General features: G+C 39.0%; 14 protein-coding genes and 2 pseudogenes. 8 read left to right on the plus strand and 8 right to left on the minus strand.

Annotated elements, in window-relative coordinates; translation table 11 throughout:
• Positions 1-21: 21 nt before the first annotated feature.
• Positions 22-1,449, plus strand: a complete 1,428-nt coding sequence (gene nhaC, locus J2S06_RS11665; protein WP_419152404.1) for a Na+/H+ antiporter NhaC — start codon at positions 22-24, stop codon at positions 1,447-1,449.
• A gap of 474 nt (positions 1,450-1,923) precedes the next feature.
• Here nhaC and J2S06_RS11670 read toward each other — a convergent pair whose 3' ends face one another.
• The gene (locus J2S06_RS11670; RefSeq protein ID WP_419152405.1) at positions 1,924-2,049 is read right to left on the minus strand and encodes a hypothetical protein; all 126 of its coding nucleotides are present in this window, start codon (positions 2,047-2,049) and stop codon (positions 1,924-1,926) included.
• 419 nt (positions 2,050-2,468) lie between these two features.
• On the opposite strand from J2S06_RS11670, the gene ahpC reads away from it, so the two are divergent.
• Complete coding sequence (ahpC, locus tag J2S06_RS11675) at positions 2,469-3,032, plus strand: alkyl hydroperoxide reductase subunit C (protein ID WP_044896008.1); 564 nt, start codon at positions 2,469-2,471, stop codon at positions 3,030-3,032.
• A 16-nt stretch (positions 3,033-3,048) separates the two neighbouring features.
• The gene (gene ahpF, locus J2S06_RS11680; protein ID WP_419152406.1) at positions 3,049-4,578 is read left to right on the plus strand and encodes an alkyl hydroperoxide reductase subunit F; all 1,530 of its coding nucleotides are present in this window, start codon (positions 3,049-3,051) and stop codon (positions 4,576-4,578) included.
• Positions 4,579-4,887: 309 nt separating this feature from the next.
• On the opposite strand, the gene J2S06_RS11685 is transcribed toward ahpF, so the two are convergent.
• From J2S06_RS11685 to J2S06_RS11705, 5 genes are all read right to left on the minus strand, one after another.
• A complete protein-coding gene (locus J2S06_RS11685) occupies positions 4,888-6,390 on the minus strand; it encodes a malate:quinone oxidoreductase (protein WP_419152407.1) in 1,503 nt (500 codons plus the stop codon).
• A 999-nt stretch (positions 6,391-7,389) separates the two neighbouring features.
• Positions 7,390-8,103 (minus strand): ABC transporter ATP-binding protein, encoded by a 714-nt coding sequence (locus J2S06_RS11690; protein WP_419152408.1) that lies wholly within the window; start codon positions 8,101-8,103, stop codon positions 7,390-7,392.
• Positions 8,100-9,191 carry a hypothetical protein gene (locus tag J2S06_RS11695; RefSeq protein ID WP_419152409.1) on the minus strand — a complete coding sequence of 364 codons (1,092 nt, stop codon included), beginning with the start codon at positions 9,189-9,191 and terminating at the stop codon, positions 8,100-8,102. The genes J2S06_RS11690 and J2S06_RS11695 overlap by 4 nt, the downstream gene beginning before the upstream one ends.
• On the minus strand, positions 9,184-10,200 hold the full coding sequence (locus tag J2S06_RS11700) for a hypothetical protein (protein ID WP_419152410.1): 1,017 nt from the start codon (positions 10,198-10,200) through the stop codon (positions 9,184-9,186). The genes J2S06_RS11695 and J2S06_RS11700 overlap by 8 nt, the downstream gene beginning before the upstream one ends.
• A 70-nt stretch (positions 10,201-10,270) precedes the next feature.
• The gene (locus J2S06_RS11705) at positions 10,271-10,663 is read right to left on the minus strand and encodes a hypothetical protein (protein ID WP_419152411.1); all 393 of its coding nucleotides are present in this window, start codon (positions 10,661-10,663) and stop codon (positions 10,271-10,273) included.
• 655 nt (positions 10,664-11,318) lie between these two features.
• On the opposite strand from J2S06_RS11705, the gene J2S06_RS11710 reads away from it, so the two are divergent.
• The 3 genes and pseudogenes from J2S06_RS11710 to J2S06_RS11720 all read left to right on the plus strand — a co-directional run.
• Complete coding sequence (locus J2S06_RS11710; protein WP_419152412.1) at positions 11,319-11,636, plus strand: hypothetical protein; 318 nt, start codon at positions 11,319-11,321, stop codon at positions 11,634-11,636.
• 88 nt (positions 11,637-11,724) lie between these two features.
• Positions 11,725-12,183 (plus strand): stage III sporulation protein AH, encoded by a 459-nt coding sequence (locus J2S06_RS11715; protein WP_419152413.1) that lies wholly within the window; start codon positions 11,725-11,727, stop codon positions 12,181-12,183.
• Positions 12,184-12,763: 580 nt separating this feature from the next.
• A pseudogene (locus tag J2S06_RS11720) lies at positions 12,764-13,286 on the plus strand (UPF0236 family transposase-like protein); the annotation flags it as partial.
• A 63-nt stretch (positions 13,287-13,349) separates the two neighbouring features.
• On the opposite strand, the gene J2S06_RS11725 reads toward J2S06_RS11720, so the two are convergent.
• On the minus strand, positions 13,350-13,469 hold the full coding sequence (locus tag J2S06_RS11725) for a zinc metallopeptidase (RefSeq protein ID WP_419152414.1): 120 nt from the start codon (positions 13,467-13,469) through the stop codon (positions 13,350-13,352).
• Positions 13,470-13,878: 409 nt separating this feature from the next.
• On the opposite strand from J2S06_RS11725, the pseudogene J2S06_RS16130 reads away from it, so the two are divergent.
• A pseudogene (locus J2S06_RS16130) lies at positions 13,879-14,097 on the plus strand (IS110 family transposase); the annotation flags it as partial.
• Between the two features lie 103 nt (positions 14,098-14,200).
• On the opposite strand, the gene J2S06_RS11730 reads toward J2S06_RS16130, so the two are convergent.
• Positions 14,201-14,329 (minus strand): hypothetical protein, encoded by a 129-nt coding sequence (locus J2S06_RS11730; RefSeq protein WP_419152415.1) that lies wholly within the window; start codon positions 14,327-14,329, stop codon positions 14,201-14,203.
• Between the two features lie 182 nt (positions 14,330-14,511).
• On the opposite strand from J2S06_RS11730, the gene J2S06_RS11735 reads away from it, so the two are divergent.
• Positions 14,512-15,132: a hypothetical protein gene (locus J2S06_RS11735; RefSeq protein WP_419152416.1), complete on the plus strand. Its 621-nt coding sequence runs from the start codon at positions 14,512-14,514 to the stop codon at positions 15,130-15,132.
• Positions 15,133-15,224: the final 92 nt, after the last annotated feature.

Genomic DNA, 15,224 nt, shown 5'->3' on the forward strand with positions numbered 1-15,224 from the left:
CCATTAGGAGGGGTTCATGTAATGAGTAAAAAAACACGATTACCGAATATTGCTGAGGTGTCCATTGTATTAATTGGTTTCATTCTCATTATGTATTTATTCATTGGTGTTTTAAGTCTACCTATACAACTTGCCCTATTCGTTTCTTGGTTTTTAGTTATTTTCTTAGGTTTAAAACTTGGACATACTTATAGAGACATGCAAAAAGGCTTATTAAATGGAATAAATCAAGGCATGGAAGCAGTATTAGTTTTAACTACAGTAGGCGCTCTAATTGGAACTTGGATTGCGGGCGGAATTGTGCCTAGTATCATATACTATGGTTTAAGTATTATTAACCCAAGTATTTTCCTTTTTGCAACATTTGTCATCTGTGCAGTTACTTCTTTAGCAACAGGGACTTCATTTGGTACAGCTGGCACAGCTGGAATTGCAATGATGGGAATCGGTCATAGCTTTGGTATTCCCCTCCCACTAGTGGCTGGGGCAGTCATTTCAGGTGCATACGTTGGAGATAAGCTTTCACCTTTATCTGATACAACTGTTATGACCGCTTCATTATCAAAAGTAGATTTGGTGGAACATATTCGTTCAATGCTTTTTGTGAGTACTCCTGCATTTGTTGGAGCAAGTATATTGTACTTATTAGTGGGTTTTTTGTACATTGATAGATCTCCAAGCCTATCACAAGCTGAAGATGCCATGTCCTCATTAGCAAAATATTTTCATATAGAATGGTATATGCTAATTCCTGCAATCACTGTTATTTTGATGCTATCGCTAAAAAAGCCATCTATTCCAACTATCACTTTCGGGGCATTACTAGGTGCCATTTGGGCTTATCTCTTCCAAGACATGACATTATTAGAAGCAATTAAAACTTCTTACAATGGATATTCAATTGAATCAGGTGTTGATTTTATTGACAATTTATTAAATCGCGGTGGTATTGCATGGATGTTTGAGGTGATCATTTTAATCATATTTGCCCTTGGTTTAGGCGGATTGATGGAACAAGTTGGGATATTAAAAGTAATTTGCAATAACATGCTCTCATGGGCAAATAATGCTGGAAAACTAACACTTTCAACTTTACTTGCTGGTTTTTTTGGGAATTTCTTTGGCGGTGCTGCTTACGTATCACTAATTACAGCTAGTAAAATAACCGAAGAAAACTATGAGCGCTTAAAAATTGACAAACGTGTTCTATCAAGAAATACAGAGGCTGGAGGTACTGTTACTACACCAATGGTCCCATGGTCAGACGGAGGAGTATATATGGCGACTGTACTAGGGGTATCTACATTATCATATCTCCCATTCCTGTGGTTTAACTTTTTGGTTGTGATTATTTCAATCATTTATGGATTCACAGGTAAATTCATATGGTACACAAATAATTCTGAAATAAAAAAACCGGAAACTGATCAATCAACAATAAGAGTGTAAAAAAGTTAGGTTTATATTTCATGGGGATTCATATCCCTTCCTCTATACAATTAGGTACTGTCAATAGAACATGCACTTGATTTTTTGTAATCGACAAGAAAAATTGAACAATAATTGTAAACGTCAAATAGGGGCTGTTCAAAAAGTCAGTGTAGCTGACTTTTTGGGGCCCCTATTTTTATGATTTTCTTAATAAAATGCACAAAAAAATCGTCCAATCTAGTAAAATGAAGGTGACCAACCCAAACTTTACAGAAAGAACGATTTTTTATGAGCAATGAAATGATTTCTACTGAAAATTATAACACGCAAACAATACTTCCTCTAGATGTATAAGAAGAAAAGATTGAGTCAAGAGTTTGTGGGAGATTTTTTGATGTTTTCATTTGTTGGATATATTTGGTTTAAATAACTTAATTTATGTAAGCGCTTTCTAGTCCTCTCATCCTGCTTGCTTGTGCCTTTTTCGCTTTTTTAAAACCCTTTCAATGCTTTTAACGCTTGATAAATAGGCGTTCCTGACGAATGATCGAAATAACGGATATTCCCTCGCACCAACTCAGCTACCTTTGTTCCTACAGGATTCATCTCCTTTTTCACGATCGTTTCTCGTTCCGAATGATGAAGAAAAAAAGTTGGTGTCTGACATTAATTCCGCCGTCAAGAGGTAGTAACACTCTCGAATTCCATCTATCTTAATCATCATCGAAAATGATGATGAAACAACTACTCGTCAGTCGTCCCTTTTAAAATTGGCTCTTTTCTAAAAGATTGTTGCTTTACAACCTTAGCTTTTCAACTGTCCAGGCAAGCGACACGCTTGCTATGTCAAATGATTTTTTCTTTTCAATAGCTTTTATTCCTTAAGGCAAGTGGATTTATAGATGTATTATTTGTTAAATAGTCATTTTAATTTCTATTAAAAAATCTTTTTTCTTTACAAAAATACAATTTTATATAATAATAAATTTGTGATTATAATAATTTTAATTTATTACCATGAAGGAGGAAGATTGAATATGTCATTAATTGGAACTAAAGTAAAACCGTTCAAAGCAAAAGCTTATAAAAATGGTGAGTTTATCGATGTTACAGATGAAAGCCTATTAGGTCAATGGAGTGTATTTTGCTTCTATCCTGCAGACTTTACATTTGTTTGCCCAACAGAACTTGAAGATCTTCAAAATCATTACGAGGAACTAAAGAAACTCGGTGTTGAAGTATACTCAATTTCAACGGATACTCACTTTACACACAAAGGTTGGCACGATAGCTCAGAAACAATTGGAAAAATTCAGTACGCAATGATTGGTGACCCTTCACAAACAATCTCTCGCAACTTTGAAGTACTAAACGAAGAAACAGGTCTTGCAGATCGCGGTACTTTTATCATTGATCCAGACGGGGTTATCCAAGCTGTTGAAATTAACGCAGACGGCATCGGTCGTGATGCAAGTACACTTATTAATAAAATTAAGGCGGCACAATATGTACGCAATAATCCGGGTGAAGTTTGCCCTGCTAAATGGCAGGAAGGTGCAGAAACACTTAAGCCAAGCATTGATCTTGTAGGAAAAATTTAAGGAGTGCGATTGATAAATGGTACTTGAAGCAGATATTAAAGCACAGTTAAACCAGTACCTTCAACTTATGGAAAACGATATCGTCATTAAAGTGAGTGCAGGTTCTGATGACGTATCGAAGGATATGCTAGCTCTTGTCGATGAGCTAGCTTCCATGTCATCTAAAATTACGATCGAGAATACTCAATTAAAGAGAACACCGAGCTTTAGTGTGAACCGTGTAGGTGAAGACACAGGTGTCATCTTTGCTGGTGTTCCTTTAGGACACGAATTTACGTCGTTAGTGCTAGCTTTACTACAAGTTAGTGGAAGACCGCCAAAGATCGATCAAAGTCTCATTGATAAAATCAAAAACATTAACGGCGAATATCACTTTGAAACCTTCGTTAGCCTAAGTTGCCACAACTGTCCAGATGTCGTACAAGCACTAAACATAATGAGTATTCTCAACCCTAGTATTACTCATACAATGATCGATGGAGCAGCCTTCAAAGAAGAGGCTGAAAGCAAAAATGTGATGGCCGTTCCATCTGTATTCTTAAATGGTGAATTCTTTAGTGGCGGTCGTATGACTCTTGAAGAAATCCTTGCCAAGTTAGGCGATGGACCAAGTGCAGAAGAACTGTCGGCTAAAGAACCATATGATGTGCTTGTCATTGGAGGAGGTCCATCCGGAGCGAGTGCGGCCATCTATGCAGCACGTAAGGGAATTCGTACAGGTATTGTTGCTGAGCGTTTTGGCGGACAAGTCCTTGACACAATGAGCATTGAAAATTTTATCAGTGTCAAACATACTGAAGGGCCTAAGCTCGTAGCAAGTCTTGAAGAGCATGTGAAAGAGTATGATGTTGATGTGATGAAATCACAGCGTGCTATTCGCTTAGAAAAGAATGACCTTTTCGAAGTGGAACTCGAAAATGGTGCAATTCTAAAAAGTAAAAGTGTTATCATTGCCACAGGGGCTCGTTGGCGCAATCTTGGTGTTCCTGGTGAACAAGAATTTAAAAACAAAGGTGTAGCCTATTGTCCTCATTGTGACGGTCCATTGTTCGAAGGTAAACATGTAGCGGTTATTGGTGGAGGCAATTCTGGTGTTGAGGCAGCGATTGATCTCGCAGGTATTGTGAAGCATGTAACACTACTTGAGTTTATGCCAGAACTAAAAGCAGATGACGTGCTACAAAAACGCCTATATAGCCTCCCAAATGTAACGGTTTTAAAGAACGTTCAAACAAAAGAAATTACCGGTACAGACAATGTGAACGGTATTACCTACGTTGAGCGTGACACAGGGGAAGAGAAACATATCGAATTACAAGGTGTATTTGTGCAAATCGGACTTGTACCAAATACTGATTGGTTAGAAGGAACGGTTGAACGTACACGCTTTGGTGAAATTATTGTAGATAAGCATGGAGCTACAAATATCCCTGGAGTCTTTGCTGCAGGAGATTGTACAAATAACCCATACAAACAGATCATTATTTCGATGGGCTCAGGAGCTAATGCAGCTTTAGGAGCATTCGATTATCTTATTAGAAATTAAAACGAACGGGACACACAACACCTTTTTCAAACGCCAAAGAATCATTAGTTCTTTGGCGTTTTTTTAATAGGCTGTTTTCGTAAACTTTGTTGCTTTTCGACTCACACTAAAGTGTGACATAGCAAGCATGTCGCTTGCCTGGACAGTCGAAAAAAAGCTATGGTTGTAAAGCAACAATCTTTTAGAAAAGAGCCTTTTAATAACAGTTCCTGACTCTACTATGTTCAAGCACCATAGAGTGTTTTATTTTCAATAATATTCTATATGATTGACTCCATTCTATATATCATTTTTATTACATTAAAAGCTTTAACTATAGACTAGTTCTTTTTTGCTTAGACCAAGCGTCTGTGCTGTTGAAGCTTGAATTTCTTGGAATAGATCTGGGTTTTCTACTAATGACACGCCATAAGAAGGAATCATTTCTTTTATTTTTGGCTCCCACTCTTTCAGATGTTGTTGGAAGCATTTTTCTATTACCTCAAGCATGACGTGTACGGCAGTCGAAGCACCCGGAGAAGCGCCGAGTAGCGCAGCCACAGAGCCATCAGCAGAGCAAATAACTTCCGTACCAAATTGTAGCGTTCCTTTGCCACCGGTCTCCGTATCTTTGATCACTTGCACACGCTGCCCCGCTACCACTATATCCCAATCCTCGCTTTTGGCGGTCGGAACAAACTCGCGTAATTCTTCCATGCGCTTTTCATTCGATAGCAGAACTTGCTGGATGAGGTATTTTGTCAATTTCATCTCTTTTATGCCTGCCGCCAACATCGTGAGGACATTATTCAGTTTTATGGAACGGATTAAATCAAAGTTTGAACCATTTTTTAGAAACTTTGGTGAGAAACCAGCAAACGGTCCAAACAGCAATGATTTTTTGTTGTCGATATATCTTGTATCAAGATGTGGAACAGACATTGGAGGAGCCCCCACCTTAGCTTTGCCATATACTTTTGCGTGATGCTGCTCTACCACTTCTGGATTTTTACATACCATAAATAGCCCACTTACTGGGAATCCTCCAATATGCTTCGACTCAGGAATTCCAGTTTTTTGTAGTAAAGGCAAACTTCCGCCCCCAGCGCCAATAAAGACAAATTTTGCTGCATGGCGCTCAACATGGCCATTATCGACATTTCTCACTTTCAATTCCCACAAGCCGTCGCTAGTACGTTTAATATCCTCGACACTATGCTTGTAGTTTATCTCGACGTTTTTACTCTTTAAGTGGTCAAACAAAATGCGGGTTAAAGCACCAAAGTTGACATCCGTTCCAGAGTCAATTTTTGTTGCCGCTATCGGTTCACTCGATGTACGACCTTCCATGATAAGTGGAATCCATTCCATAAGCTTTTCAGGATCTTCAGAATATTCCATCCCTTGAAACAACGGATTGCTCGAAAGCACTTCAAAACGCTTTTTCAAAAACTCTACATTTTTTTCCCCTTGTACTAAACTCATATGCGGTATTGGCCTAATAAAGTCCTGCGGATTACGAATCAGATTGCTGCTTACAAGGTAAGACCAAAACTGTCTGGAAATCTGGAACTGTTCATTAATTTTAATAGCTTTGCTAATATTTATCGTTCCGTCAGATTTTTCAGGTGTATAGTTAAGTTCACACAGTGCAGCATGGCCCGTCCCCGCATTATTCCATTCGTTAGAGCTTTCTTCTCCTGCATTGGCAAGTTTCTCAAACACTTTGATTTCCCATTCCGGTGCTAGCTCTTTCAGTAAAGTTCCCAAAGTCGCACTCATAACACCAGCACCAATTAAAATAACGTCTGTTTTTTTAAGCATGTTATTCATTTTGACCTTCCCCTTATCCCCTATAATTGCAAAAAAACGTAGGTACTCCTGCTTAGTTGTAACAAAAGCAAGTCGTCACCTTATGAACAAAACTTTTCTGTAAACCATTCCATAGTCTATTATAATTATTTATGGATTAATATATCTAGTATTATCTAAAAATTATAAACTATTTATAGCTGGTAAAATAGTGTTAAGTTCATCCATAAGGCACTAGGAACACATAAAAACCAAAGCCTTAACTCATGCAAGAAGCTGTGTTTAGGCTTTGATTTGCCGTTATTTATGAACGGATACATTCTTTATTTATGGTACGGTTCACCGTGGTAATTTAAGAGGCAAAAAATTAGGCGAAAGATAACGACGTCTCGCCATACTTATTTCAACCTTTAAGTTACTTAAATGTACAATGTGTAAATTAATCAAAGATGACGGAATTCATAATCGAAAAGTAACTACCTATAACTTTTTTACGATACTCTTCAATAACTGAACGAAATTATACCTGCTTCACCTTTTAATGTTCTCAACTCACGACTCAGTACTTGTCTTTTTTCTTTATCCATTATTAGATCAATATTCCATATTCAGATTATTGCTCTATGAAGTGGAAACACTACTAAAAAGTTCTATGACATAATCAAAAAACTCCCGAATAAAGTCGCTCTGTTCACAATCATAGTCCCTGCAGAAATATGCCCCTCTAACGGTTTATTTAGAAATTTTGGTTAATTGGATAATGAACCGTATAACTATTTAGCACTATTTGATGTGTTCAATCATTCATTTTGTGAACAAAATTTCGTCTTAATATCTAATATTTACTGTTTTAAAGTTTTTCATGTTAATATTTTCCGCTTTTTCTATCTTTTTTTAGGTTTTTCGTAAGTAATCAAATCGGGACAAAAAGACGGTACACCATTCCGTGAAGATAATGCTCCAAAGAGTGAAATATGTTTACTTCCTTTTTCATGGATCAATTCTTTTTTCTTTAAGGATTTAACTTAACTGCTTCTTATCAGGTTTTGTCATTTTCTCATTTGTAATGAGACGACCGTCATTGATCCGTAGGATCCGATCCCCCAGCTTGGCTACCTTATCATCGTGTGTCGCCACAAGCACTGCTGTACCCTTTTCCTTGAAGGATAGAATGAGAGTTATTACCGATTGTGCTGTCTTACTGTCTAGGGCTGCTGTCGGCTCATCGGCGAGTATGACGCTAGGATTATTCACTAAAGCCCGAGCAATAGCAACACGTTGGCGTTCACCGCCCGAAAGCTCCGACGGTTTCTTCTTTAAGGCCCAATCTAGACCGACGTTTTCCAATGCTCGCAGTACCCTCCGCTGCCGCTCCTGACGGCCAGGACGTTGGCTGGCATATTGGAGTGGAATCAAAACATTACTTTCAACGGTTTCATTCTCAATAATTGCGTAATCCTGATGGATATATCCAAAATACGCGTTCCTTAGCTTAGCCCGGATACGTTCACGTTCCAAGACATCTTCACCTTGGAAGAGTATATGACCCTTGGTTGGCCGACTAATTAACCCCAATATACTCAACAGTGTCGATTTGCCGCTTCCAGATGATCCCATCAACATAACACATTCACCAGCGTTAAGTTGCATGGAAACATTGTCAAGAGCCATTACTTGTGTACGACCATTACCATAAATTTTTGACACATTTCGAGCTTCAAGGATCGGTTTCATTTCCATCCTCCAATCTTTTCTATGTTACGTACAGACCAAAACCATAACAAAACGAACGTAATCAAGATCGCCAGCATGACCCATAGTGGCACATCCGGTGCGGGGGCACCCGCCACATTTAGATACAATAAAAGCAGTGAAAGTAGGACGAACGGTGGAATAAGGACTACGGTTGCCAAAAAGCCGCCAATACGAAGGCTAAGATGAAAAGGTGTAGCTCCATACATAGCTCTGATCTTGAAAGCCCGATGTTCCTGGCGAATCGTCAAGCGTGCGGTGGAAACGAAAGCAACGAAAACTAACACTAAAAAGCTCAACATGCCTACAATATACATGGCAGAACCCTTCATTATTTCACGAAATCGTTGAGGTTGATCTACAGTAATGTCGTGGGGAATAAGAAACAATTCATTATTTGCATTTCCGGTAACAAACGTGTCTACCACCTTGGCATCCGGAGCTAGCAGGACAGTTCGAGCCATCGCCTCTTCTTTCTCAATGGAATTTAGTAGAGGAAGAAGTTTCGTTGGCGCTCTGATGACGATGCGGCTATCCAAGGGTAAACCGGCAGCCGATGGATCAAAAAAAGTAGCTCCTGAAGGTAGTGTTCCGACCACTGGAATATTTTCTCCTGCCATCTTCACAACGTTGATCTTTTCATCAGCGAGTTTTGATCCCTTCATAGCACACGGTGCGGGTTGACACAGCGGGAGTTCCGGGAATAAATCCAGAAGTACATCACCGAACAGTACCAATGTAGGATGTCCACCTGCGAAATCAGGATCATCAAAACCCATGTTGTTAACGATCGCAGTATAACCCTTCTGGTGGTTAATTTCGTTTATCACATATTGTACAGTCTCGTTCCCTACATGACTCTCCTCACCATCGTGAGGATAGTAAGGGGTAAAAGTGACAGCGCGCTGCTCCCGTAGATGCTCGGCTCCTTTCAGAACAGCAAACTGGGATACAACTTCCTCTAAGGCGAGCGCGAATACAACGCAGGCTGCCGCAATCATCCCTGCAAGTCCTAACATCGCCGGCCAACGCCGGCAGGCCATGATAAATCCTGCCCACATCTCACGCATCAACACTTACCCCCTGACTTGTCTTAATAACCACATAAAGTGTCGAAGACCACGTCACGATGACTATGGCGAACGAGACAGCAACACCTGTGAATGTCTGAAAGTTAGTTAGCTCTAAATTCATTTGGCTGATTCCTGCTATCAGCAGATTTGACAGGATTCCTCCTATAACACTACCCACCAACAGTCCAGGTATCCCACTCATTAGATTCTCTCGGATAAGGTCAGTGTATAAGGCTCCGTAGCACCTACGGATACTGAACTCCCGTGCACGTCCCTGGTTGTAGAGAAACCAATCAAAGGCAACGCAGATTTGCCCCATGACTAGAAAGAGCACGGTGATTATGACCAATGGATTTCTAATGAAATATGTAAATAACGGAATCTTTTGGCTTGCTTGGGGGACAAATCCCATCTGATAGAATAGGTCGATAACATGTTTTACTTGATCCGGGTTCGAAGTATTTATCGTGTAATTTCCAGGAGGCAGTAGTTCCCGACCAATGGTCCGTGCGTATTGAAGGTTATCAGTTCCTTTGGGAGCATCAATCACACCAGAAACTTCAACTCCTTTTGGTAAAAGAGGCACTATACCAAAAGCTGACCACCGATGTGCCGTGTACATACCTCGAAAAAGGTAGGCACGTGTTGTCGTTGAGTCAAGACTCTCGTTGGTGGCTTCTGGAAACCATGGGAGGATGCCATGTGGGTCGAAAACAATCATTTCAGGTCGGCCATCGCCGATCGAGGCATAGACCAAGGCTAGAGACTGTTCATCAATATAGGATTTTAACGCATTTTGTGCAGATGCAGCATCTGCCGCCGCAACCTCCTGTGAACCCTTTATCATGGTCAGGATAGTTATTTCACCTTTAAACCCGAATGTAATTTCCTGACGACTTTCAAGAGTCCACTGGAATGAATTTACCATGAAGGCTGCCAGCATGCTGAGAAGGACGCTGCTAAGTGCAAGTCTAAAGTTCATTAATAACCATTTATTTGTTTTCATGCTTACGCCCTCCTCATTGCAACATGCTCCCAAAAAATTCAGTTATAAAAAATTTCAGTTTAGATTGAACTTAGAAATAAATAAAACCATAGTAGTAACGGGTCACATATTTGTCACCCCAAAGTGGGGAATCCCACACAGAGTCCTTCCTAGAATGGATTTTAGTGTCTTTTTTAGAACTGGCCTTGGAAGTATAGAGACGACCGGTATCGAGCGAAGGACCTGCATCCCTCATAAACCGGTGGTATCCCTGTTTAGCATGACGACCATTATCATTATACGAAGCTTGGATTTGAACATAGCCATTCCATCTTGCACCACCTAGTGTTTCCCATGATTTGGCATAGTTTTTACCAGCTGCATGCGCCGGTGTCAAAGAGATACTCAAAGTAAGTAAAATTCCGATGGCAATTAATCCAAATCCATTAAGTACAATGCTGTTGATTCCAACACTTTTGTTCATTTTTTCACCTCGCTTTCCACTAAAAGTTTCTTTTTCTGCTTCAAAATCTTAGTTGTTACATATTTTTTTATTCTACAAAACATGATAAAAAACCTCCTTTTTTTTGAAAAATAAAAAAAAATAACTAAAAATATAATAAAATAACAGATAATCCATATTGTTGCATACAAATGAAACTAGGAATTGAAAGTGAAGGATTAAAGAATGTAAAAGCTGTTCATATTGCTTGTTAATTATCATTTTATCTCCGCATAAAAAGCCTTCTTTTTTGTAAATTCCTTCGGGATGTTCTTCTCCCCTTTTCTGAAAGAGTGTGCTAATTTTTTAGTGGATTGTTTCGGAGGGGAAAGTTGTTCCTTGATATGTTTTCTTGCTGTTTCCTGCTATAAAACCAATGGGGGTTCCATCGATTTCCTAAAAAAATCCTGTAAATTTCGGAGTATGCAGCAAATCTGTAAGCCTTTCTTTAGCCGTTTCATATGTCATGTCATTTGCGGATTCTGGTCTTTTCGGCTAATTTTGTTTATACTTCCGTTTCATTTTGTACATCTTTCATAAAATCTTCAGAATATAAATAGCCTAGTTCTAAGATAAGTTCCTCATCATCAAAAAAATCAAGCGAACGGATACCGCTGACGGACTGGCTGCACAGCCTATGCTTATAATTAAGAAGCGAAATAAAACTTATTCCTATTATATGGCAATTAGAGAATCAAATGGTCTGTTTATTGGTAATGGCTTGAGTAGGTCAGCTGCAATTTCTCGATTAAAGATCGGAGGCGATACTTGGTCTACTTCTAAGAGTAATGCTCAATCTATAGCTAAAGCAGCTAGTCCAATTGGGAAGGTTGTTGGAGCAGAGATAGATAAATACGGTAAAGGTAAACATTATCATTACCATCCCGTATCTAGATACAGTCAAGGTAAAAGTATTCGAATGGCAGCACATGCTTTCTATGGATCACCAAGATAATTTAAAATTATTAATTTAAATAATTTAAATTAAAAGTCTTCTATTATTAAAGATAGGAGACTTTCGTAATAGGAGGAGGAAACTATCTATGATAGTTATAGATTCAAATCCTAAGGATAAAGTGTATTCACAATTAATTGATTTAGCTTTTGAGATTTGCGATGAGTTTCACCTTGTGTTAAGAAAAGATATGGGATCTTTAAAGGTAGTTGGACCAATATTAAAAAAATTGCAAAGTTCGTTTAAAGAAATGAAGGAACAGTCAGAATGGGCTAGTACTATTCTAGGGGACAATCAAACAGCCAGGGTCTATTATTACTTTACAGACGAAAATGCTAAAAAAGTTCTTAAAGAGTTATCTGATTCTCTTTACGATTGGGTTCAACCTCATTTGCCAGAAGACTTGTCCTTTTTTAAGGATGGGAAGGCATGGTTAATAACATCTTCTCATGAAAAAGAAAGCTTTATTGATACTCAAGATAATTATGAAATCAAAAAAATATTAAGTATTCCAGGATTAAATGCCCATATAGAAGAATGGGATTAACATTATACAATAGATAAGGGGTTATGAAATAAAAAAACTTTATCTTCTTTACTTAAATTATTGTTTATTTTTCTGTTAAAACCAATTTATCGTTTAAATAAATCATCTGAAGTATTTTGGTTTTCATAGTAGACATTAGCTTCCGATTGTTCATTTTCACCCACTAACAGAATATTTGTTTTTGTTATAATCGAATATGTGTTAGGTTAAAGTGGAAAATGATTCCTAATCTCAATCGAGTGGGTCTAATATGACGTAGATTATGATAATTTTTGGAGTAATGTATTAAATCCCAAGCTTAACAGTTACATGCAGTTATATCATGGGTTTGAAGTCGATTTGCAACTATAATTCTTTTACCGTAGAGAATCCCGATATTTGATTAATTTCTCCTATTTTTTCCGGTTTGGAGAGGAGATTAGGAACGTAGGTTCGCAATCCCCCTCATCGGGGCCACCAAGCGAAGCGCGGTAGGATCCCAAGCAGGAAACATGAAAAAAGGACTCTCTCCCTGGTAAGATGATTATTGGCACACCATCAAACAGGAGGAGAGAGTCCCATGAATATTTAACAACATCTTATCACAAATTCGTTGACATTGAAAAGAGATCGAACTTGATTTGTTTCGAGCCCTGCAAAACGCCTTCGCCGAGCTGTTTACGGGTTTGTTGGAGGGCATCGACCGACAATTGGCGGAAACCCGGGACAAGCGCCGGTACCACTTGAAAGACAAACGACGCACCACGATTCAAACCCTGTTTGGCGAAGTTACCTTTGAGCGAAACTACTATTTAGACCGAGAACAAAACCGTTACACGTTTTTGCTTGACTCCTTTCTAGCGTTTGATGGATCGCGGTCAATCAGCCCTTGTCTAGAAGAAACAGCGGTGGGATTAGCTGTGGAGTGCCCTTCTTATCGCAAAGCGGCTCGTACGCTTTCCCAAACGGTCGGGTATCCGGTGATGAGCCATGAGGCGATCCGCCAGTTGGTGCTCGAGGCCGAAGCTCCGCTGCACTGCCCGGTTGACTAGCGATATGGACGGGTGCTGTTTGTGGAGGCCGATGGACTGTTTGTTTCTCGCCAAGGGAAGGGAAAGAGAGCCTGATCAGACATTTGTACATACTGGATTGAAGCTGAATGCTATCCATCATCAAGGGTAGAATTTTTAACGTCGGCCCCGAAAGATGAGCAGAAATTTGAGCAGCTGCAAGACGACGATCAAAGTGCTGGCCACGTAAGTTAGCGCGGCTGCTCTTAACACTTTCTGGACACCATATACGTTCATTGTGACGAATCAATCCCAGTTCTAACAGTGTATGCTCCGCCCTGGCACTAGTATTAAACTCAACCAGTAAAGTAACGATTCGATCAGGGTGTATCCCTCGATGACACAGATAGCCACCTTGGCTCCCAAATTCAACGGGTGCTTTCGCTTTGCCCCGCGCGATAAGACGAATATGGGGTTGTTCAATGTTGACAATGCGCTCTTCAATCAAATTTTGTCATTTATTTTGAGAAAATGGCGGATTTTCGTCGAAAAATAGCGAAAAAAATATATTGCTCTTTTTTTTTTTTTTGGTAAATTGAAAATAGCTCATCAGCTATATTTTTTGAGAAGCCCAACGGTAATATGTCAAGAGCTTTATCCAAGAAAATTGGAAGACGTCATGATTTTGGATGGTTAATGCCAAACTCTTGCTGCGCACCAGGGAGTCAATCGTTCAGCAGTTGCGGTCGCGCATAGCATCCTGACCATTGTCTACCATCTCCTCAAAAAGAAGCAGACTTACATCGAACTTGGTCCACATGACTACGAAGAACGCAAGCGCCATCGAGTCTCTAGACAAGTAATTCAGAAGTTGGGAACTCTCGGGTTTAAGGTCATGGTAGAGCCGTCAAATCATACAGCGTAGTTAACCAAAACAGAATCAACAGGTGCATGAACATAAATTATTCTAGCAAATACCAATCTGCTGGCATCAACACTCCCTAGGTTTTTTGTGCATTTTATAGACTTTAATTTTCGGGATAGAAATTTTGCAGTATTTCATGTTCACGATTTAATAAATGTGAACTGACATACCAAGGTTTTTCAATGTGCAATGCTTCTTGAAACACATTTAATTCTTTTTGAAAATCTTTCATTTGACCATATCTCAGAAAACTTTGTTTTACTATCAGTATGGTCAACTATTATTTTCCTCAAACCCATATGATTTAGCGAGGAAGCAAATTTTGAATGGAGGTGTAATATTTTTATATCAGATCTGCTATAAAAAGGTATTAAAGCAAGAAAATTATTGAAACTACTTTTTTGGGAGGAAAATATGAAAATCAAAATTTTTTCTGTGTTGATGTCACTTGCATTGGCTGTTAGTTTATTTTTACCAGACTATGCTTCCGCCAAGTCAGTACACAAGTCAGAAAGTGAAGAAAGTTTTGAGATATTAAAGGAGAAAGTAGATCCCTATGTAGTGGTTGAGAATAATAAATTTAAATTGATTAATATCAATGAATTGAAACAACAATTGACCAAAGAAGAGTATAAAGATGTAAAAGACAGCATAAAATCTGCAAATAAAGAGTTAGAAAAAGTAAACAAATCCGAATTAGTTGTTCACGATAATGCACTCGTACTTAATGCCGATGATGAAGGTGAAGTTTCAACCCTTGGATGGGGTGAGGGAAAAAGAGGAATTGCGTTTCATTGGTGGGGTATTGAGATTTGGCTAACTAAAACAGACGTGCGCGCCATTATTAAGGGAGGGGTGGCAGGAGGAACTACCTACTTAGGTGCTCTCTTTGGCGGAATCGGTGGAGCAGTTGCAGGGGCAGTAGTGGCTGCTATACTATCGGAGTATGTTACAGGAATTCCGGCAAAGGTTACATATAGATATTTTAAAAAGCCGAACGTTGTGATAACACCTCAATGGAAATACTACTATTAAATTTTAACAACAGGAGATGTTGTGATGAAGGCTATTGTTCTATCGATATATGCTGTGGTGGTTGTCATCATCTTTGAATATTTATTCAAAGT

This window comes from Bacillus alveayuensis (assembly GCA_030812955.1).
Lineage (GTDB): Bacteria > Bacillota > Bacilli > Bacillales > Aeribacillaceae > Bacillus_CB > Bacillus_CB alveayuensis.

What these genes read in the sequence shown, in the direction of transcription:
- J2S06_RS11725 (WP_419152414.1), bottom strand. Translation starts at nt 13,469, where the DNA reads ATGAACGTATATGGTGTCCAGAAAGTGTTAAGAGCAGCCGCGCTAACT.
- J2S06_RS11710 (WP_419152412.1), top strand. Translation starts at nt 11,319, where the DNA reads ATGCTTATAATTAAGAAGCGAAATAAAACTTATTCCTATTATATGGCA.
- J2S06_RS11695 (WP_419152409.1), bottom strand. Translation starts at nt 9,191, where the DNA reads ATGCGTGAGATGTGGGCAGGATTTATCATGGCCTGCCGGCGTTGGCCG.
- ahpC (WP_044896008.1), top strand. Translation starts at nt 2,469, where the DNA reads ATGTCATTAATTGGAACTAAAGTAAAACCGTTCAAAGCAAAAGCTTAT.
- J2S06_RS11690 (WP_419152408.1), bottom strand. Translation starts at nt 8,103, where the DNA reads ATGAAACCGATCCTTGAAGCTCGAAATGTGTCAAAAATTTATGGTAAT.
- J2S06_RS11685 (WP_419152407.1), bottom strand. Translation starts at nt 6,390, where the DNA reads ATGAATAACATGCTTAAAAAAACAGACGTTATTTTAATTGGTGCTGGT.
- J2S06_RS11705 (WP_419152411.1), bottom strand. Translation starts at nt 10,663, where the DNA reads ATGAACAAAAGTGTTGGAATCAACAGCATTGTACTTAATGGATTTGGA.
- J2S06_RS11715 (WP_419152413.1), top strand. Translation starts at nt 11,725, where the DNA reads ATGATAGTTATAGATTCAAATCCTAAGGATAAAGTGTATTCACAATTA.
- nhaC (WP_419152404.1), top strand. Translation starts at nt 22, where the DNA reads ATGAGTAAAAAAACACGATTACCGAATATTGCTGAGGTGTCCATTGTA.
- ahpF (WP_419152406.1), top strand. Translation starts at nt 3,049, where the DNA reads ATGGTACTTGAAGCAGATATTAAAGCACAGTTAAACCAGTACCTTCAA.
- J2S06_RS11700 (WP_419152410.1), bottom strand. Translation starts at nt 10,200, where the DNA reads ATGAAAACAAATAAATGGTTATTAATGAACTTTAGACTTGCACTTAGC.
- J2S06_RS11735 (WP_419152416.1), top strand. Translation starts at nt 14,512, where the DNA reads ATGAAAATCAAAATTTTTTCTGTGTTGATGTCACTTGCATTGGCTGTT.
- J2S06_RS11730 (WP_419152415.1), bottom strand. Translation starts at nt 14,329, where the DNA reads ATGAAAGATTTTCAAAAAGAATTAAATGTGTTTCAAGAAGCATTGCAC.